Source organism: Bradyrhizobium acaciae (assembly GCF_020889785.1).
Taxonomy (GTDB): domain Bacteria; phylum Pseudomonadota; class Alphaproteobacteria; order Rhizobiales; family Xanthobacteraceae; genus Bradyrhizobium; species Bradyrhizobium acaciae.
The window spans coordinates 1-16,876 of the sequence record NZ_JACMYK010000151.1 but is presented as its reverse complement, the minus strand read 5'-3'; the positions used below and the strand labels follow the sequence as shown (position 1 = coordinate 16,876).

The 16,876-nt window shown below is 64.3% G+C and carries 18 protein-coding genes and 3 pseudogenes; 8 read left to right on the top strand and 13 right to left on the bottom strand.

What is annotated here, in order from left to right; genetic code table 11:
- Together H8A92_RS34285 and H8A92_RS34280 are read right to left on the bottom strand one after the other, a co-directional pair.
- Positions 1–1,189 (bottom strand): annotated as a pseudogene (locus tag H8A92_RS34285) (tetratricopeptide repeat protein); the annotation flags it as partial.
- A gap of 262 nt (positions 1,190–1,451) precedes the next feature.
- On the bottom strand, positions 1,452–2,690 hold the full coding sequence (locus H8A92_RS34280; protein WP_229199779.1) for a glycosyltransferase family 87 protein: 1,239 nt from the start codon (positions 2,688–2,690) through the stop codon (positions 1,452–1,454).
- Between H8A92_RS34280 and H8A92_RS34275 the strand changes: the two genes are divergently transcribed.
- Positions 2,677–4,155: a glycosyltransferase family 87 protein gene (locus H8A92_RS34275; protein WP_229199778.1), complete on the top strand. Its 1,479-nt coding sequence runs from the start codon at positions 2,677–2,679 to the stop codon at positions 4,153–4,155. The genes H8A92_RS34280 and H8A92_RS34275 overlap by 14 nt on opposite strands.
- 45 nt (positions 4,156–4,200) lie before the next feature.
- Here the strand turns inward: H8A92_RS34275 and H8A92_RS34270 are convergent, their stop codons facing one another.
- The 4 genes and pseudogenes from H8A92_RS34270 to fliL all read right to left on the bottom strand — a co-directional run bounded on the left by H8A92_RS34270 (position 4,201) and on the right by fliL (position 7,178).
- Positions 4,201–5,004: a MotE family protein gene (locus tag H8A92_RS34270; protein WP_229199777.1), complete on the bottom strand. Its 804-nt coding sequence runs from the start codon at positions 5,002–5,004 to the stop codon at positions 4,201–4,203.
- A pseudogene (locus H8A92_RS34265) lies at positions 5,001–5,472 on the bottom strand (DUF6468 domain-containing protein). Before H8A92_RS34265 ends, H8A92_RS34270 begins: the two are co-directional and overlap by 4 nt.
- The gene (gene fliM, locus H8A92_RS34260) at positions 5,469–6,671 is read right to left on the bottom strand and encodes a flagellar motor switch protein FliM (protein ID WP_163154625.1); all 1,203 of its coding nucleotides are present in this window, start codon (positions 6,669–6,671) and stop codon (positions 5,469–5,471) included. The pseudogene H8A92_RS34265 and the gene fliM overlap by 4 nt, the downstream one beginning before the upstream one ends.
- Positions 6,672–6,689: 18 nt before the next feature.
- Positions 6,690–7,178 carry a flagellar basal body-associated protein FliL gene (gene fliL / locus H8A92_RS34255; RefSeq protein WP_229199776.1) on the bottom strand — a complete coding sequence of 163 codons (489 nt, stop codon included), beginning with the start codon at positions 7,176–7,178 and terminating at the stop codon, positions 6,690–6,692.
- A 382-nt stretch (positions 7,179–7,560) separates the two neighbouring features.
- Here fliL and flgF point away from each other — a divergent pair, with 382 nt between their 5' ends.
- The 6 genes from flgF (at position 7,561) to H8A92_RS34225 (ending at position 12,219) form a co-directional block, all read left to right on the top strand.
- The gene (flgF, locus tag H8A92_RS34250; protein WP_229199775.1) at positions 7,561–8,325 is read left to right on the top strand and encodes a flagellar basal-body rod protein FlgF; all 765 of its coding nucleotides are present in this window, start codon (positions 7,561–7,563) and stop codon (positions 8,323–8,325) included.
- Between the two features lie 16 nt (positions 8,326–8,341).
- Positions 8,342–9,130, top strand: coding sequence for a flagellar basal-body rod protein FlgG (gene flgG / locus H8A92_RS34245; protein WP_050631042.1), 789 nt, complete (start codon positions 8,342–8,344; stop codon positions 9,128–9,130).
- Between the two features lie 2 nt (positions 9,131–9,132).
- The gene (flgA, locus tag H8A92_RS34240) at positions 9,133–10,188 is read left to right on the top strand and encodes a flagellar basal body P-ring formation chaperone FlgA (RefSeq protein ID WP_229199774.1); all 1,056 of its coding nucleotides are present in this window, start codon (positions 9,133–9,135) and stop codon (positions 10,186–10,188) included.
- Between the two features lie 5 nt (positions 10,189–10,193).
- Positions 10,194–10,946 (top strand): flagellar basal body L-ring protein FlgH, encoded by a 753-nt coding sequence (gene flgH / locus H8A92_RS34235; protein ID WP_229199773.1) that lies wholly within the window; start codon positions 10,194–10,196, stop codon positions 10,944–10,946.
- Positions 10,947–11,396: 450 nt separating this feature from the next.
- Positions 11,397–11,831 carry a hypothetical protein gene (locus H8A92_RS34230; RefSeq protein ID WP_229199780.1) on the top strand — a complete coding sequence of 145 codons (435 nt, stop codon included), beginning with the start codon at positions 11,397–11,399 and terminating at the stop codon, positions 11,829–11,831.
- A 94-nt stretch (positions 11,832–11,925) separates the two neighbouring features.
- Positions 11,926–12,219, top strand: coding sequence for an antibiotic biosynthesis monooxygenase (locus H8A92_RS34225; protein WP_163154635.1), 294 nt, complete (start codon positions 11,926–11,928; stop codon positions 12,217–12,219).
- 27 nt (positions 12,220–12,246) lie between these two features.
- Here the strand turns inward: H8A92_RS34225 and H8A92_RS34220 are convergent, their stop codons facing one another.
- The 5 genes from H8A92_RS34220 to H8A92_RS34200 all read right to left on the bottom strand — a co-directional run bounded on the left by H8A92_RS34220 (position 12,247) and on the right by H8A92_RS34200 (position 14,496).
- Positions 12,247–12,801 carry a GNAT family N-acetyltransferase gene (locus H8A92_RS34220; protein ID WP_229199772.1) on the bottom strand — a complete coding sequence of 185 codons (555 nt, stop codon included), beginning with the start codon at positions 12,799–12,801 and terminating at the stop codon, positions 12,247–12,249.
- 58 nt (positions 12,802–12,859) lie between these two features.
- Positions 12,860–13,279 carry a DUF1801 domain-containing protein gene (locus H8A92_RS34215; protein ID WP_229199771.1) on the bottom strand — a complete coding sequence of 140 codons (420 nt, stop codon included), beginning with the start codon at positions 13,277–13,279 and terminating at the stop codon, positions 12,860–12,862.
- A gap of 55 nt (positions 13,280–13,334) precedes the next feature.
- Positions 13,335–13,559, bottom strand: coding sequence for a hypothetical protein (locus H8A92_RS34210; protein ID WP_229199770.1), 225 nt, complete (start codon positions 13,557–13,559; stop codon positions 13,335–13,337).
- 185 nt (positions 13,560–13,744) lie between these two features.
- Complete coding sequence (locus H8A92_RS34205) at positions 13,745–14,176, bottom strand: SRPBCC family protein (RefSeq protein WP_229199769.1); 432 nt, start codon at positions 14,174–14,176, stop codon at positions 13,745–13,747.
- Positions 14,173–14,496 (bottom strand): ArsR/SmtB family transcription factor, encoded by a 324-nt coding sequence (locus tag H8A92_RS34200; protein ID WP_163154645.1) that lies wholly within the window; start codon positions 14,494–14,496, stop codon positions 14,173–14,175. Before H8A92_RS34200 ends, H8A92_RS34205 begins: the two co-directional genes overlap by 4 nt.
- Positions 14,497–14,865: 369 nt before the next feature.
- Here H8A92_RS34200 and H8A92_RS34195 point away from each other — a divergent pair, with 369 nt between their 5' ends.
- Positions 14,866–15,618: a carbonic anhydrase gene (locus H8A92_RS34195; RefSeq protein WP_229199768.1), complete on the top strand. Its 753-nt coding sequence runs from the start codon at positions 14,866–14,868 to the stop codon at positions 15,616–15,618.
- Positions 15,619–15,704: 86 nt separating this feature from the next.
- Here H8A92_RS34195 and H8A92_RS34190 read toward each other — a convergent pair whose 3' ends face one another.
- Together H8A92_RS34190 and H8A92_RS34185 are read right to left on the bottom strand one after the other, a co-directional pair.
- Positions 15,705–16,490: a 2-keto-4-pentenoate hydratase gene (locus H8A92_RS34190; RefSeq protein WP_229199767.1), complete on the bottom strand. Its 786-nt coding sequence runs from the start codon at positions 16,488–16,490 to the stop codon at positions 15,705–15,707.
- Between the two features lie 108 nt (positions 16,491–16,598).
- Positions 16,599–16,876, bottom strand: a pseudogene (locus H8A92_RS34185) (aldehyde reductase); the annotation flags it as partial.

Sequence of the window (16,876 nt, the reverse complement as noted above, 5' to 3'; positions counted from 1 at the left end):
CGACGTCGGCCGCCGGTGCAGCTGCGATCTTCGGCAGCTCCGAATTGGGCAGCTCTGACCTTGGCTGCTCGGTTTTCGCGGGCGCGATCACCGGCTGTTCACCGCCACCCTGCTCGGATTTGCTCGCTTCGGATTGCGGCTGCGGCGGCTCGGACTTGAGCGGCTCGGGCTTAAGCGGCTCGCGCTTGGCCGATTCCGCTTTGGCCTGCTCGGGCTTGATCTCGATCTTGGCCTGCTGCGCGATGCTTTCCGATGTCACCGGCGCAATCGCCGCCGCGCCCTTCGGTTTGCCGCGTGGCGCCGGCACCAGCGAACTGAGCGAGGGCTTCGCCGCCTGCTGCTGCTCGTTCTGCTGGAACGCGACGTCGACGATATAGTTCTTCTCGTCGCGGAACGAATGCACATCGACGTCGCCGATCAGCGTCACGTCGACCGCCGAGGTGTCCGTATCGGCGCGCGAGCTGATCGATGCGACGTTCGGCGGCGCGGCGACCTTGGCGTCGGCTAGATCGAAGGTCAGGACCGAGTTGAAGGACAGCGACAGCTTCTGCTCGTTCAGCACCGAGGACACGCTGACCCCGTCGGGAACCTCGAACACGAAACGGACGAAAGTGGGCTGCACCAGCGCGCGGACGCGGATCGGCGGCTTCTTCTTGGCAGCATCGGCCGCGCGCTGGATGCGCAGCAGACGCTCGGCGGCGCGGGCGCGCTCCGCAAGCTCCCGGATCACCTCCTGCGGCAGCGACGGCGGCGGGCCGGTCCAGCCGTCGGGCAGGAAGTCGACGAAGATGCGCTCGCCGGCCGTCATGGTGTTGACGGTGACGCGGCGCGCCAGCGACAGGCGGATCGCCGAGCCGTCCGGATCGCGGCGGGCGGCGCCGACATAATCGGGCACCGCATCCGAGAGTTTCTCGACGGGGATGTCGACCGGACGCTTGAAGCGGATCACGATGATCGACCCGGCGGTCGTGACCTCCGACTCGACATCCTCCTTCAACCTGAGCACCAGCCGGGCATAGCCGTTGGCGGCTGAGAATGTCGCCTCACCCGGCACCGGGTCTTCGGCCCGCGCCGCGGTCGAGTAGGTCAGGTTTGTCAGAGCAAGGCCGGTGGCGAGCAGGCACAGACGCGCAGTCCGCGCCCAGGCGCGGCCTAGCGACCATGTTCCAGCGGCAGCTGTTCGCGCCATCTCGAAGCGTCTTCTCGGGACCCCAGCCATACCAGCGCGAAGCGCCCTCGCCCACGCGTCCCGATCTTGGATCGGGCGGCGTTAAGGAGCTGTTAACGCAAGCCCAAAGCCCTTGATTTCATTCGAGCGATGTCGTGTGCGGCGGTCCACATGCCCTTGAGTTCGGGGTCTCATCGCCGCGCATTGGGCCTGATTTATCGCGGCTGATACCCGCACCGGATCAGGGCCCAGAACTGGACGCCCCCCGCGGCATTAGGGAGGTTCAAGTGCGCGGGCTCCGAGCCCGGACCGCCGAGCCCCCCGGCTCGCCATGCGCCGCTCGCCGCGTCTGTGTGTTCTCCCGGACCAGCAACCAACTGAACAGGATGATGACCGGAGCACCAAAGGGCAGCGGCTGCACGGCGGACAGTTGGTAGAGAACCGGCAAATAGAAGACCATCGGCGCAAGAAACGTCACGCCAAGCACCATCTTCGACCAGGCCGGAAAGCCGACCTTTAACCACTCGCGCAGCATCCAGGCCAACGGCAACGCCAGAATGAGCATGTCGTAGAACAGCGAGAACGGCGTGACCAGGAGGCAGGCGAGCACGATGATCGAGCGTTCGGCGGCAGGGCTGATCTTCTGACGCAACATCCAGACCAGCACACACACCATGCCAAGCGCCGCGAGGCCGTGAACGACATAGGCCGTGCCGGCGCCGGCGCCGAGCATGCGCGCCGCCGCGAACACGCTCTGCAGCAACGAAAACCCGACCTCGCCGTTCTCCAGCGCCTGGCCGGCCGAGTGCGAGACGTCGAGGAACTTGAGCCAAGTATCGAGGCCGAACAGCAGGGCGGACAACACCACGAGCGAAATCGACGAAATGGCCGCCCAGATCAGCGTGCGCCAGCGACCGGTGACGACCAGGGCGATCGGCACGGTCAGCGCCAAATGCGGCTTGATCACCATCAGCCCGAGGATCACGCCCGCGAGCCTTGGCCTCCGGTTCATGATGCCGAGACCGCAGCCAAGGATCGAAGCCGTCAGAAAGGCGTTCTGCCCGGCCACGGCATTCAGATAGACCGGCGCATAGGCCAGGATCGCAACCAGGGCCCATGGCGTTCGCAGGATACGCCAGATCACCGCGGCGAACGACGACGCCGTCACACCGATGAATACGAAGAACGAGACGAAATACGGCGCGAGCGCGAGCGGCAGGCACAGGATCAGCATCGGCGGCGGATAGAAGAACGCCTCGTAGCCATCTCGCAGGTAGGGACGCTCCGCGAGCAGATGCAATTCGGGCACATAGACGTCGGCGGCATGCCCGGCCAGAATCTGGAGCGAGGCAGCCCAGAACGTCAGGAAGTCCGAGCCGAGCAGAAAGTTATTCGCGCCATAGCCGCCGGCGCGGTAAAACAGCAAAAGCGACCTCACTTGGGTCAGGACCAGCACAAGTGCGATGCCACTTACGTACAACCGGGCGCGCTGCGCGGTCAGCCAGGGCATGTCCTTCAGCATCGGCAATTCCCAAAGCAACAGCTTGAGACATGGCGTCTCGAATTCCACGACAAATCAGTCGCAGCTCGACGCTATCATAACTCCGGTGTTCCGTGGCGATCGTGTCCCTCGGGCAGAGCGCAAAAGGCCTTCGCATCTCGCGTTAAGGATACTGCGGCGGAAGCCGGCGGCATCGGCGGAGCACTCGCTTGCAGCACCGCTGGTGTGGTATAAACCGGACTATATTGCGAAATGTTCTATAGCTGCTGGCTGTTTCATGAATGGAATTGGAATGACGCACCAGCGCAGCGGATATGACCGTGCGCTGGCCATTGCCTGCCTCATCGTATTGAGCTTCCCGCTGCTCCTGGTCTTGCCGAAAGTCGTTGACGGCAGCTTCATGCTCGGGCTCGACTTCTCATGTTTTTGGAGCGCGGGGACCATGGCCCTCGATGGCCACGCGGCCGCCGCCTACGATTGGCAGCAGCTGCGGCAACTGATCCTTCGGATTCAACCGGGTCTGAACCAGGCGCCGTTCCCGGTTTACGAAGTGCCGATACCGTTCTTCTATCCGCCGGTGTTTTTCTTTCTAGCGGCGCCGCTCGCGCTGCTGCCGTTTCCGACCGCGTTCTGGATCTGGAGCGCAGCAAAGCTGCTGTGCTGGGCACTCGTTGTTTGGGCCATCCGGCCGCGCTCCATCGCACTGCTGCTGGCATTCGCGATGCCGCCCGTCTTGTACGATTTCTTTGTCGGCCAGTGCTCGCTGCTCGCGGCATCGCTGCTCGGCGGCATCCTGCTGACGCTGGACAGGCGCCCGATCGTCAGCGGCTTGCTGATCGCGTTGCTGATCTTCAAGCCGCAATTTGGCTTCCTGCTACCGTTCGTCCTGATCGCCACTGGCCGCTGGCGCGTCGTCATCACAGCCAGCTTGGCGATACTGGTCCTCATGCTCCTCACCGGACTGACCTTCGGCTGGGACACCCTTGAGGGATTCCGTGCGGCGGCAATCTTCGCGACGACCCAGTTCCACTTCACCGGCACGCTGGCCTGGTACAAGCTGCAAAGCATCTACGGTCTACTTCGGTTTGCCGGCCTTGGCTACGGATCGGCGATGGCAGTGCACATCGCCGTTGCTGCCGCAGTCACGATCTGGGCGATGATGATATGGCGCCGCAATGTCAGTTTCGCCGTCAAGGCCGCGAGCCTGCTCGCCGGAACGCTGCTCGTCTCTCCCTACTTCGCGATCCACGACATGGCGACACTGGCGCTTGCGCTCGTCTTTCTCATGAATGCGCCCCCGTCCGAACAGGGCTCCCTTTTCTCAAATCGCTCCGCAATCCGGATCGGATACGGCGTGCTTGTCGTGTTGGGGTTTGCCTACATCGCACTCATACCCGTCGGTCCGTTGATGTGCGCGACCGTGATCGCGATGATCTGGATGAGATGCCGGCAACCCGACGTCAAATCGGATCTGGCTTACGGCTGAGCAGAGCATCATAAGCCAATAGACGGGTTGCTCGATCAGAGCCCGTCAATTCGTCTTCGGGGCGAGCATCTTGCCTTCGATCTTGGGGAGATCGTCGGTCGACGGCGACTTGTCGCCACCGGCGCGGCGGGCAAGCTCCACCGTCAGCCGTTCGGCGGCCTCGGGCTGCATCAGGCCGAGGATGTCGGACATCTTGCGCGGCTGGATCTGCGAGGCGATCTGGTAGAGCACGCCCATCTCGAGCCGGTCGAACACCTTGGCGGCGTCCTTCGGCTTCATGTTCTCGTACATGGTGACGATGCCCTTGAAGCGCGCGGCCTCGGCTTCCGTCTTTGCCGCCGCGTCGGCATTCGCCTTGGCATCGTTGGCCTTGGCTTCCTCGACCTTGGCCTCGATGCGCTTCTCGGCGGCCTTCAACAGGCTTTCGCGGATCTCGACCTCGCGCGCGCGCGTCTCGAGCTCCTGGCGGCGCGACTGCAACCGCTCCAGGATCGCGCGCTCGGACGCCGAAACTTGCGGCGGCGCATCGAGATTGACCGGCACACCGTCGGGCTTTGCCGGCTCCGCGGCCGGGGCGGCCGGCTTCGGCGCCTCGTCCTTCTTGGCGTCCTTGTGTTCGACCGACCCGGTGATGTCGCCGGGATCAGCCTTGGACTTGCTGTCAACAACCGCCTTGCCGGCGCCGGGGAAGTTGAAATTCTGCTGCGCCCAAGAGGGGCCGGCCAGCGGCGCATCGTCGGCAAACACGTATCCGCCATCGAGCACCAGGCCCGCGATCTTCAGCACCATCAGGCCGAAGATCGCGACCAGCACCACGGGCATCACTCTGATGTCACGAAGCAACTTCATGCAGCGAGGCCGCCGGCCCTCCTGCGCTCGGTGAAGGCTTCAGCCGCCGCGGCAACCGCGCGCGGCCGAAACCCTGGGCGCCGGCGGCACCGGTGCGGCGGGCGCAGCTGCTTGTACCGGTGCATGCGTGGGCTCCGGCGGCCGCGCGGCGAGCGCGATCTTGGACAGCCGGCGCACCACGCCATCGCCTTCCGCCAGCTGGTTCTTCAACTGCGCCGACATCTGCGTCGCCGCATCGAGTTGGTTGCCGAGGTTCTCGTTGACGTCGCGCACCGCATGCTTCAACCCGCCGATCGCCCGCTCGGCGATCTCGGTCGCGGTGATCAATTCGGCGATCGTCGCCTTCAGCGAATGCTCGTCCGCCTTGAGCCGCTGCAGGCGCTTGTTGAGCAGCCAGCAATAGCCGATCGTCAGCATCAGCAGCACGGCCACCAGACTCTCGATTATCAGTCCAAGCACATGACTCATGGTGCCTCCATCATCTTGGTCCGCTCATCCGCCTTCTCGAACATCGCGAAGGTGGTTTGGGGTTTACGCAAATTCTTGGTGACGCGGATCGCGACACGGTCGCCGACGCGGCCCATGCGGCCTTCCGTCAGGGTGACGTTGCCGCAGCGAACCGATACCAGCGCGTCGGAACGGATATCCAGCGGCAGCGTGTCGCCGACCTTGAGCTTCATCAGCTCCTTCAGCGGGATATCGGCTTCGTACAGCACCGCGTCGACCGAAATCTCGGCCTGCGCCACTTCGGTGGCGAAATGGCCTTCCCAGATCGGGTCGCGGCCGAACTTTTCGCCCATGAACATCTGCAACAGCACGTTGCGGATCGGTTCGATGGTGGCGTAGGGCAGCAGCAATTCGACGTTGCCGCCGCGGTCTTCCATGTCGATGCGCAGGCGCACCAGGATCGCGGCGTTGGCCGGACGGCTGATCGCGGCGAAGCGTGGATTGGTCTCGAGCCGGTCGATCGAGAACGTCACCGGCGACAGCGGCCGGAACGCCTGCTCGGCATCCGACAGCACCACCTCGACCAGGCGCTTCACGAGGTTGGTCTCGATCGTGGTGTAGGGTCGGCCCTCGATGCGCAGCTGGGTCTGGCCGCGGCGGCCGCCGAGCAGCACGTCGATCATCGAATAGATCAGGCTGGAATCGACGGTGGCGAGACCGAAATTCTCCCACTCCTCCGCCTTGAACACCGAGAGCACCGCCGGCAGCGGGATCGAGTTCATGTAGTCGCCGAAGCGCACCGAGGTGATGCGATCGAGCGAGACTTCGACGTTGTCGGAGGTGAAATTGCGCAAGGATGTCGTCATCAACCGCACCAGGCGGTCGAACACGATTTCGAGCATCGGCAGACGCTCGTAGGACACCATCGCGGAATCGATGATGGCGCGGATGCCGGAATGGTCGTCGAGGCTGACGTCGCCGACCGTGAAGCCGAGGAGATTGTCGATCTCCTCCTGCGACAGCACGCGCTCGCCATTGGTGGTCTTGCTGCCGAAGTCGCGGCTGCCGTCCTCGACCATGGCGGCCCATTGCAGCGCCATGTTCTCGGTGAGCTCGTTCTTGGCTGCTTCCGCCGCGGCCGCCGCGGGATCCTCGGAATCGAGCGAGGCTTCCCATTGGGCCGCAATGGCGTCCTGGTCCATCTGGTCGTTGCCGGCCATGGCTTTACATCCATCCCGTCACTGGATCACGACTTCCTTGAAGAGCACCGCGTTGACCTGGTTCGGCGCCAGCGCGAGGTTGACGCGCTTGGTCAGCTCCTCCTTGAGGCGGAACAGGCCGGCCGAGCCGTTGAGATCGCTCGGGCGCAGCTCGCGCATATAGGTCTGGAACAGGTCGGTGACGCGCGGCAGCGCCGGCTTGATCGCCTCGACCTGCTTCTCTTCCTTGACCTCGAGCACGAGCTTCAGCTTGAGATATTGGACGCGCTCGCCGGGAGCCCCGACCAGATTGACCAGCATGTCGGGCACGTCGACGAAGCTCGGCGGCTTCGGTGGCGGCGCTTCGGCGTGCTGCTCCTCGCCGTGGCCGCGCATGAAGAAGAACCAGCCGCCCGCGCCTGCGCCGAGCACGACGAGGAAGCCGATGACGGCAATGATCAGCTTGAGCTTGCCCTTCTTCGGAGCGACCGCGCCTTCGCCGCCTTCCGTCTTTTCCTCGTCCGCCATCGTCCGCCCGCTTCAATCCTGAAGGATGCGAACGCGATTTGCCCCAGCTTTGGCTTGAAGACGCGATACAAAGGCCGCCGGCGCACACGCGCCCCAATGCCGTCAACGCTAGGGTAATAATGGTTAACGGAAGCTTAGGATTTACCTTCAACTAGGAAAAAACTGCCGGGCAAACATGGTCAACAAGACCTTTCTGCCGCCCTGTCCGGCACCTGGCCAGACACTTAAGCCATTACAATATCTCACTATTTCAAGTTGGCACGGCTTTCGCTGAGAGGCTGGCGTGACCCGAGGGTTTGGGAGAGCCCAATGGTTACCGACGGTCCGGCGTGAAGGTTTGGGAGAACCTGCATTCGGATCACCTCACAGGGGAGAACCACCGATGCAGAATACGCTTCTGGTCGGACTATCGAAGCAGATGGTGCTGGAACGACAGATGGATGTCGTGTCCAACAACATCGCGAACATGAACACCAACGGCTACAAGGCCGACCGGTCGCTGTTCCAGGAATATCTGTCCTCGAACGCGCATGAGGACAATTTCGCCGGCGGCGACCGCCGCGTGTCCTTCGTGCAGGACCGCGCGACCTTCCACGACTTCTCGCAGGGCCCGACCGAAGAGACCAAGAACCCGCTCGACGTCGCGATCGACGGCAACGCCTTCCTGGTGGTGCAGACGCCGGGTGGCGAGCGCTACACCCGCGAAGGCAATCTGCAGATCAATAATCGCGGCCAGCTGGTCACCGCCTCCGGCTACCAGGTGCTCGGCACCTCCGGCCCGATCACGTTCCAGCAGACCGATCACGACGTCAACATCGCCCCCGACGGCAACGTTTCCGTGCTCGAGGGCACGTCCCGCCTCGATTCGATCCGCGGCAAGCTCCGCCTGGTCTCGTTCGCGCAGGCTCAGCGCCTGCTCAAGGAAGGCTCCAATCTCTACGCGCCGGGCGAAGGCACACAGCCGCTGCCGGACACCAAAGCCCAGATCCGCCAGGGCTTCATCGAGAAGTCGAACGTCAATTCCGTCGTCGAGATGAGCCGCATGATCGAGATCACGCGGACCTACACCCAAATCGCCTCGCTGCTCCAGCAGCAGAGTGACCTGCACAAATCGGCGATCGATAAGCTCGCCGACGTGCCGAATTGATCCGGGGGACTGACCGATGCGCGCACTTTATACAGCTGCGACCGGAATGGCGGCACAGGAACTCTCCGTTCAGGTGATCTCCAACAACATCGCGAACCTGCGCACCACCGGCTATAAGAAGCAGCGCGCCGCGTTCCAGGACCTGATCTACGACCACGTGCGCCGGGTCGGCGCGCAGGCCTCCGACCAGAACACCATCATGCCGATGGGCATCGACCTCGGCGGCGGCGTCAAGACCGTCGGCACCCCGCGCATGATGACCCAGGGCACCCTGTCGCCGACCGGCAACGACCTCGACATCGCTATCCGCGGCGAAGGCTTCTTCAAGATCCTGATGCCCGACGGCACCTTCACCTACACCCGCGACGGCTCGTTCCAGATGGACAACCAGGGCCGCATCGTCAACGCGCAGGGCAACCTGGTGCAGCCGACGATCACGATCCCGCAGAACGCGTCCGGCCTCACCATCAATGCGCAGGGCCAGGTTTCGGTGACGCTGCCGGGACAGACCGCGTCGACCAACATCGGCACGATCGGCCTGACCCGCTTCATCAACAAGGCCGGGCTGATGCCGATCGGCGACAATTTGTTCCAGGAAACGCCGGCCTCCGGCCAGCCGCAGGACGGCACCGCCAACACCGACGGCTATGGCGACATGCAGCAGAGCAACCTCGAACAGGCCAATGTCGAGGTGGTCTCGGAAATCTCCGACCTGATCGCAGCGCAGCGCGCCTACGAGATGAACTCGAAGGTGGTCTCCGCGGCCGACCAGATGATGCAGTCGACCTCCAACCTGTTCCGCTGAGGATGATCTCGATGATCGCCCGCTCACTCCTGATCGCAGCCGCCCTCCTCGCGGTGACCGTGCCGCCGGCCGCCGCGCAAAGCCGCAGCGAAACCATCGCGACACCGACGCTACGCGCCAGCATCACGGTCGCGGACGACATCGTGCGGGTCGGCGACCTCATCGACAATGCCGGCAACGCCGGCAGCATCGCGATCTACCGCGCGCCCGACCTCGGCACCACTGGCACGCTGCCGGTCGCGCAGGTGCTGAACGTCCTGCGCGGCCACCAGGTGATCGGCGTCGACACCCGCGAGCTGAAGGAAATCACCGTCACGCGGCTTGCGCGCACCATCGACAGCAAGGAGATCGAGCAGCAGGTGTCGCGCGCGCTGGAGGGCCGCCATGGGCTCGGCCGGGCCGGCAACATCGCGCTGACCTTCGACCGCGATCCCGGCGATATCCGCCTCGAGGCCACCAACACCGGCACGATGCAGCCGATCGCGGTGCGCTACGACGCGCGCTCGACGCGCTTCGACGTGACCTTCGAGATCGGCAACGATGCCGGCACAGCACCCTACAAGATGCGCCTCACCGGCACGGCGATCGAGACCATCGAGGCTGCCGTGCTGACGCGCAATGTCGAGCGCGGCGACGTGCTGAAGGCCTCCGACGTGATGGTCGAGCGCCGCCCGAAGGCCGAAATCGGCAACGACGCGGCGGTGCGCGACAGCACCATCGGCATGCAGGTGCGCCGCCAGCTCCGCGCCGGCCAGGCGCTGCGCACAGCCGACACGGCGAAACCCGATCTCGTCACCCGCGACCAGAACGTCACGCTGATCTACCGCACCGCCGGCATCTATCTCACCATCCGCGGCAAGGCGATGGACGGCGGCGCCGAGGGTGACGTCGTCAGTGTGATGAATTTGCAGTCCAAGCGTGCCGTCTCCGGCGTCGTCACCGGCCGCGGCGAGGTCTCGATCTCGGTCGCCACCCCGCAAGCAGGACCCGAAGCCGACGCCACCTCTTCAAATTCCGCTCCCGTCAAGCTGAGTTCAGTCGCACCAAACGCCGAGTAAAGTTCATGTCCCAGTACCGTATCAACCGCCTCATCCTGGCCGGAGCGCTGCTCGCACTCGGCACGATCGCCAGCGGTTGCTCGTCGATCGACCGTCTCTCCCAGATCGGTGAAAAGCCGAAGCTGACGGAGATCGAGAACCCGACCACGCAGCCCGGCTACAAGCCGGTGCAGATGCCGATGCCGAAGCCCGAGGTCGCCTCCTACAGCCCGAACTCGCTGTGGCGCAGCGGTTCCCGCGCCTTCTTCAAGGACCAGCGCGCCGCGCGCGTCGGCGACATCCTGACCATCACGGTGAACATCACCGACAAGGCCGCGATCGCCAACGAAACCCAGCGCAGCCGCGCCAATTCGGAAGACTCAGGGATCACCAACTTCCTTGGATCGCAGACCATCACCCAGGCGAACAAGATCCTGCCCGGCAAGATCCTGACCGCCGAATCGACCGCCTCCAGCGACGGCAAGGGCTCGGTGAACCGCCAGGAAGCGTTGCAGACCAACGTAGCTGCCGTCGTCACGCAGTTGCTGCCGAACGGCAATCTCGTGGTCGAGGGCAAGCAGGAGATCCGGGTCAACTACGAAATCCGCGAGCTGATCGTGGCCGGCATCGTGCGTCCGGAGGACATCCAGAGCGACAACACCATCGACTCCTCGAAGATCGCCCAGGCCCGCATCGCTTACGGCGGCCGCGGCCAGATCACCGACGTGCAGCAGCCGCGCTACGGTCAACAGGTCCTCGACGTGCTCTTGCCCTTCTGACGGTGTGATCCCGAAAAATGCGAACCGGCTTTCGGAAGCGGATCATGCCTGAGTAAGACTTTTACGAGCTCCCACATCTCGTCGCGAACCTAGGCGCGGCGCGGTGTACCAACACGGCCCTCGTCAGCTCCCCTGGCGAGGGCCGTGGCATTTGAGCATGATTCGGAAAAGTGTGAAGCGGTTTTCCCTCGCGACAAACGCGGAACGCGTTTGCGCGGAGATCATGCTCAAGCAAGGAGCGAAAGCGCGATGACGATTCAACCCGATCTCATCGCGCTTGTGGCCGGTGGCATGCACTCGCGCCATCGCCCGCACCAGTCCGATACCGCTTCGCGCAAGTCGCACGATCGCCTTTGCGGTTCGTTAACCCTTGCGACAACCCGCAGTAGAAGTCCCGTCGCTTGCAACGTAGCTAGACGACAACGCAGGGTTTCTGTTTCTATGGCGGTCATGCAAAGAGACGGACAATATGCGGCGTGGTTCCGGACGCCGCGGGGCGAAGGCACCGGAATAGTCCAGCTCGCGAATGGCAGGATCTCGGGCGGGGACGCCATGTTCACCTATGGCGGCACATATCAGCTCGACGAGGACCGCTTCACGGCGGTGCGGACGACGCACCGATATGCCGACGGCCCGTTCACCACCGTGTTCGGATGTGACGAGGTCGAGGCGGAGCTGACCGGCACCTTCAACGGCAATCGCGCGGTGTGCTCCGGCACGGCCAAGCAGGCCCCCGGCGTGCTGTTCGAGGCCACACTGTTTCTGCAGCAACACGAACCGGAGCCCGTCCCCGGGCCAAGAGCCAAGACAACGCGCGCGGATTTGGCGAGGCTCCCGAAGCTCCCGGACCGCCGCACGCCCGTCGTGACGAGGCGTTTCAGCTAATCTTTCCGCAATCCCGATGGCGTCTCCGCCCCGCCCGGCGTACGATCGCGGGTGCGCGAAGCGCACCGATCGATGCAGCCGGAAGGAGGAACGCATGTATGCCGCCATCCGTCACGCCAAAGCGAAGTCTGGTAGCGCCGAGGAGCTCGCGCGCCGGATCAAGGAAGGCGCAATTCCGATCATCAGCGACGTCGAAGGCTTCATGGCCTATTACGTGGTCTATGCCGGCGACGACACGGTCACCGCGATCAGCGTCTTCAACAACTATGCCGGCGCCGAGGAAGCCAACCGCCGCGCGCTGGCCTGGATCGACGACAACCTCGGCCCATTGCTGATCGGCCAGGCCACCGCGGTTGCGGGTCCAGTGATTGTGCATACAAAGGCTTGATGGGCCGCAACCGGGTTGCGGGTCCGGTCATCGTTCACACGAAGGCGTGAAGCCCGACGCCGGGGCTGCACGCTCGCGCGACCAGTCGGCTGGGTACGCCCGGCTATTGCCTGAAGCTGCCCCGTCGCTCAGAATAATGAAAACCTTGCCGCCGAACTCGTATCGCGCGACCTCGCGCATGCCGAGCCGCAGATGCGCCTTGAGCGAGCGCGGATTGTCTTCCCGGATGAAAAGGATCGCTTCGCGACCGGGAAACGTCGCCTGAAGCTTGACGTATAACGCGTCCAGAACTCCCAAACCGCGCGCGTCCTGGGAGACGCATACGGGACCATACACATAAGCATCGGACCCACCCGGCCAGGCCTTCAGCATGCCCCGCACCGGCGGGGCATCGTCGAACCCCTTCTCCGAGGTCAGGAGCGCGCCGAGCAACTGGCCCTTCTCGCCGGTCGCGATCACGATCGACTGCCCGCTCGAGATGCGCGTCGCAATCACCTCGCGCGGCCATTGTCCGAGCAACATCCCGCCCTGGTTGCCGCTGTTGGCCTCGAGCAGCCCGGAGATAGCTTCCGCATCCGACACCGTGGCGAGCCTAGTCTTGATCATCACGGATGGACCGCAATCAGCATGCCGGCGCAGCTCACGCCTTCTTCGCGGTCGCGCGGGCGCCCGCGGCGGCCTTCTTCGCCGGCTTCCTTGACTTGGTCTGGTTGAGTTCGATCGCAGCACGAATGAGCGCTTTCAGCGCCGGGGCGTTGACCTTGTCGTCCTCGAACAGATCGATCGCGCGCCGCACATTGCCCTCGAAGCCGGTGTTGAACAGCTTGTCGGGGTCGGGGAGTTGTGCGCCGTACATGAAGGTCAGCTTCACCTTGCCCTTGTGGGCGTTGCCGACCGCAATGATGCCGTCACGCGACCACACCGGACTGCCCATCCACTTCCACTCCTCGATGATATCAGGGTCGGCGGCAAGGATGCTCTTGCGCAGGCTGGCAAGCGTCTTGCCGCGCCAGTCGGTGAGATCCTCGATCATCTGGTCGATACGTTCCGATGCCGTCATGTCTGCCTCGCGTTTCCCGCCTGCCCTATGCAATCACACATGGGATGCCCGGGCATCACGCTTGTGAGCTCGAGGTCGATCCCCGCCGCGGCGCCAGATAGGGCAACGCGAACAGATACAGGCCGCTGAGCAGCATCAAGATCAGCGGGAACAGCGCCAGCAGGCCGATCCAGACGGCCTGCTGCTGCATGACCATGGCGACGATGTTGATGATGACGGCGACCGTGAAGGCGATCGAGAGCCAGCGGTGCGATTGCCTGATCCAGTTATTCCAGTTCATGTGACCTCCTGTTGGGTGGATGTTCTGCGCTGAAGCGACGACTTGTCCGCCGAAGCCTCGGCGAAGGCGGAAGCAATCCATCTATCCGCGCATGCGGCACGGTGGATTGCTTCGCGGAGCCTGTCATCGGGCGGTGCTGCGCGCCGACCCGTTGGCTCGCGGTGACGAGGAAGAGAGAACGATCATCAGCCCTCGCGGACCAGCAGACGATCCAGCTTCTCGAGGAACTGCTTCCACCCGGCATGGGCGCCGCCATAGGCCTGCTTCTGATGGGGCTGGAAGCCGGATTGCTCGACGCGCAGATGGGTGCCGCCCGGCGTTGGCGTCAGCGTGAAGACCACCACGCTTTCGAGATTGTAGGCCGCATCCTCATGCGCGAAATTCCAGGTGTAGGACAGCGTCTTGTGCGGCTCCACAGTGAGCACCTTGCAGTCCAGCACGCCGCCCCACTCGCCGCTCAGATTGAAGCTGTGCCCGACCTCGGGCTTGAAGTCGTTCTTCATCAGCCACTCTTCCATCAGATGCGGTTGCGTCAGCGCGCGCCAGAGCTTTTCCGGCGGATGGGGAAACTCGCGCTCGACGATCGCGGAGCGCGTCTCACGGGTGGTGGTGTTCATTGGTCCATCCTTTTGAGAAGATCTTCGAGGTGGTCGAACCGGTTCTGCCAGAAGCCTGCCATCTGGCTGGTCCAGTCGATCAGCGGCGCCAGGGCGCCGAGTTGCGCGCTGTAATGCGTCTGCCTTCCTTCATGGCGATCGCGCACCAGCCCGGCCTGCTTCAGCACGCCGAGATGCTTCGACACCGCCGGCTGCGAAATTCTCGCCCGCGCCGTCAGCGCACCGACGGTCTGCTCGCCCTCGCGGCACAGGCGCTCGAAGATCGCCCGCCGGGTCGGGTCTGCGAGCGTTCGAAACAGCACATCATGGGCATCCGGCATCGATCAATAACCCGCTGGTTATGGATTTACGTATAGCCAGCGAGCTATGGATGAGTCAATAGGGAAGCTACAGCGCTAGCTAGCCAGCCAGTCACGACGCTATCCGCTGGCTACGTATCGAGACTAGCCACGTCGAATTCTCATAGCCCAATGGTTATCTCACGACAGCGAACGGATCGTGGATTCGTAGGATGGGCGGAGCGAAGCGAAGCCCATCCTCGTCGCTGTCGTCCCTGCGAAAGCAGGGACGACGCCTGGAGGGAGCGTACCTCTCGGACGACGGTTGTGGATGTGGCGGGTCGTTGCGAAGGCACAGCGCCTGACCTACACATATCGCGCGGATGCGGTCCTCGTTCACGGAGAACCTTGATGTGCCGGCTCTGCGAGATCACACCTTCCAGCCGAACCTCCCGGCGCTTCTTCCTCGCTGCCGCGGCGTGCACCGCGGCCAGCCTCGCCCTTGCGCCGGCTGTGAGGGCCAAGGAGACCAAGCGGCCGCCGAAGCCGCAGAACGTGTTGCCGCCTGATGCGGCGCTCGACCGGCTGGTGAAGGGCAATCTCCGCTATGTCGACGGCGTGTCGCGGCGGCATGATTTCAAGCACGAGCGCGCGGCGCTGGCCGGCGGACAGAACCCGTTCGCGGGCATCCTGAGTTGTGCGGACTCCCGCATCGCACCGGAATACGCCTTCGACACCGGCCGTGGCGATCTGTTCGTCTGCCGCGTCGCCGGCAATTTCGCCAGCGACGAGACCATCGCAAGCCTGGAATATGCGCAGTCCGTGCTCGGCGTGCCGCTGTTCGTGGTGCTCGGCCATGACAGCTGCGGGGCGGTCGACGCGGCGATCAAGTCGCTGAAGGACAACACCACCCTGCCCGGTCATCTGCCCTCGCTGGTCAATGCGATCGCGCCGGCCGTGAAGGCGACCGCAGGCAGCTCGGGTGACCGGCTCGCCAACGCGATCCGGCAGAACGTCATCGACAACGTCGCCAAGCTCAAATCGGCGACGCCGATCCTCAGCGCCGCGGTCGATCAGGGCAAGCTCAGAATCGTCGGTGCGGTCTATCGGCTGGTCGACGGCAAGGTCGAGCTCGTCGCCGACGGCAAGCGGCCGACGATTTGAACCTCGCTCCACGCACTCGGTGTCGTCCCTGCGAAAGCAGGGACGACCTCTTTATGTGGAACCAGGCTCGTCAACGTAACGTCATCTCAGGTGAACGTCGCTTCCACCTTGCCGAGACCGTCGAGCTCCATCACGACGGCATCGCCCGCCTTCAGCCAGACCGTCTTGACCAGGCTGCCGGTCATCACGATCTGGCCGGCATGCAGGCCGCGACCCTCGGCGGCGAGATGATTGGCGAGCCAGGCGAGCGCGTTGTGAGGATGACCCAGCACGTCAGCGCCGCTGCCGCGCCCCTCCTCCTTGCCGTTGACGATCGCGCGTCCAGTGACCTTGCGTAGATCGGGTACGGTGATGCGTGGCACGGCCTCACCGAGCACGCAGCCGGCGGCGAAGAAGTCGTCGGCAATCAGCGTCGGCGCGCCGAGCGTCTCCCATTTGACGTAGCGGTCATCGACGATCTCGATCGCGGGATAATAGGCCTCGATCGCTTCCGCGACCCATTCGGCGGTGAACGGTGCTTCGCCGGGAGCGAGACTGCGCGCCAGCCGCACCGCGATCTCGCATTCGACGCCGACATGCACGAAGTCGGCGGCCGGCAACCGCACACCGCTCTCATGCACGACCTTCTCGAATATGCCGCCGCCGCAGGGGTGCGGGATGTTGATATATTCCTGCATCACCGCGCTGGTGCAGCCGATCTTGTAGCCGACGAGGCTGCCGACCTGCGGCTGCATCAGATCGTGCAGCGCGTACTGCACGCGATAGCCTTCGGCCTCATCAAGCGGCACCACGTCCTTCGGAAGCGCCTTGAGCGGCGCGCGGTTGCGGCGCGCGGCGGCGATCGCCTTTGCGGCCGCGAGGACCCGATCCATCTGCGCAGCCTCCCTGATATTCTCGGCGGTGCGGTGGCGCCGACGTCTGCAAGCGGCAATTCAGCACTCGGCGACGCGTCTGGCAAGCACGCTGGACGGGCGCAGCCGTCAGGCCTTGACCAGGCCCAGCCTGATCAGGCTCTCGGCGGTCGCAACGATCATCTCCTCATTGCCGCGCGGCCGCCAGCCGAGCAGGTTTTGCGCCTTGGCGCTGGTCGAGCGGCGCACCTTGCCGAGCAGCGGCAGCGCGGCGCGGGCCAGCGGATTACGCCGCGCGGCGAGCCGCATCATCCAGTCCGGCGCCTGGAACCGCGGCACCCGCCGCGCCTTGCTGCCGACCTTTCGGCGCAACACCCGAGCCACCTGCAACACCGACATGGTGTCGC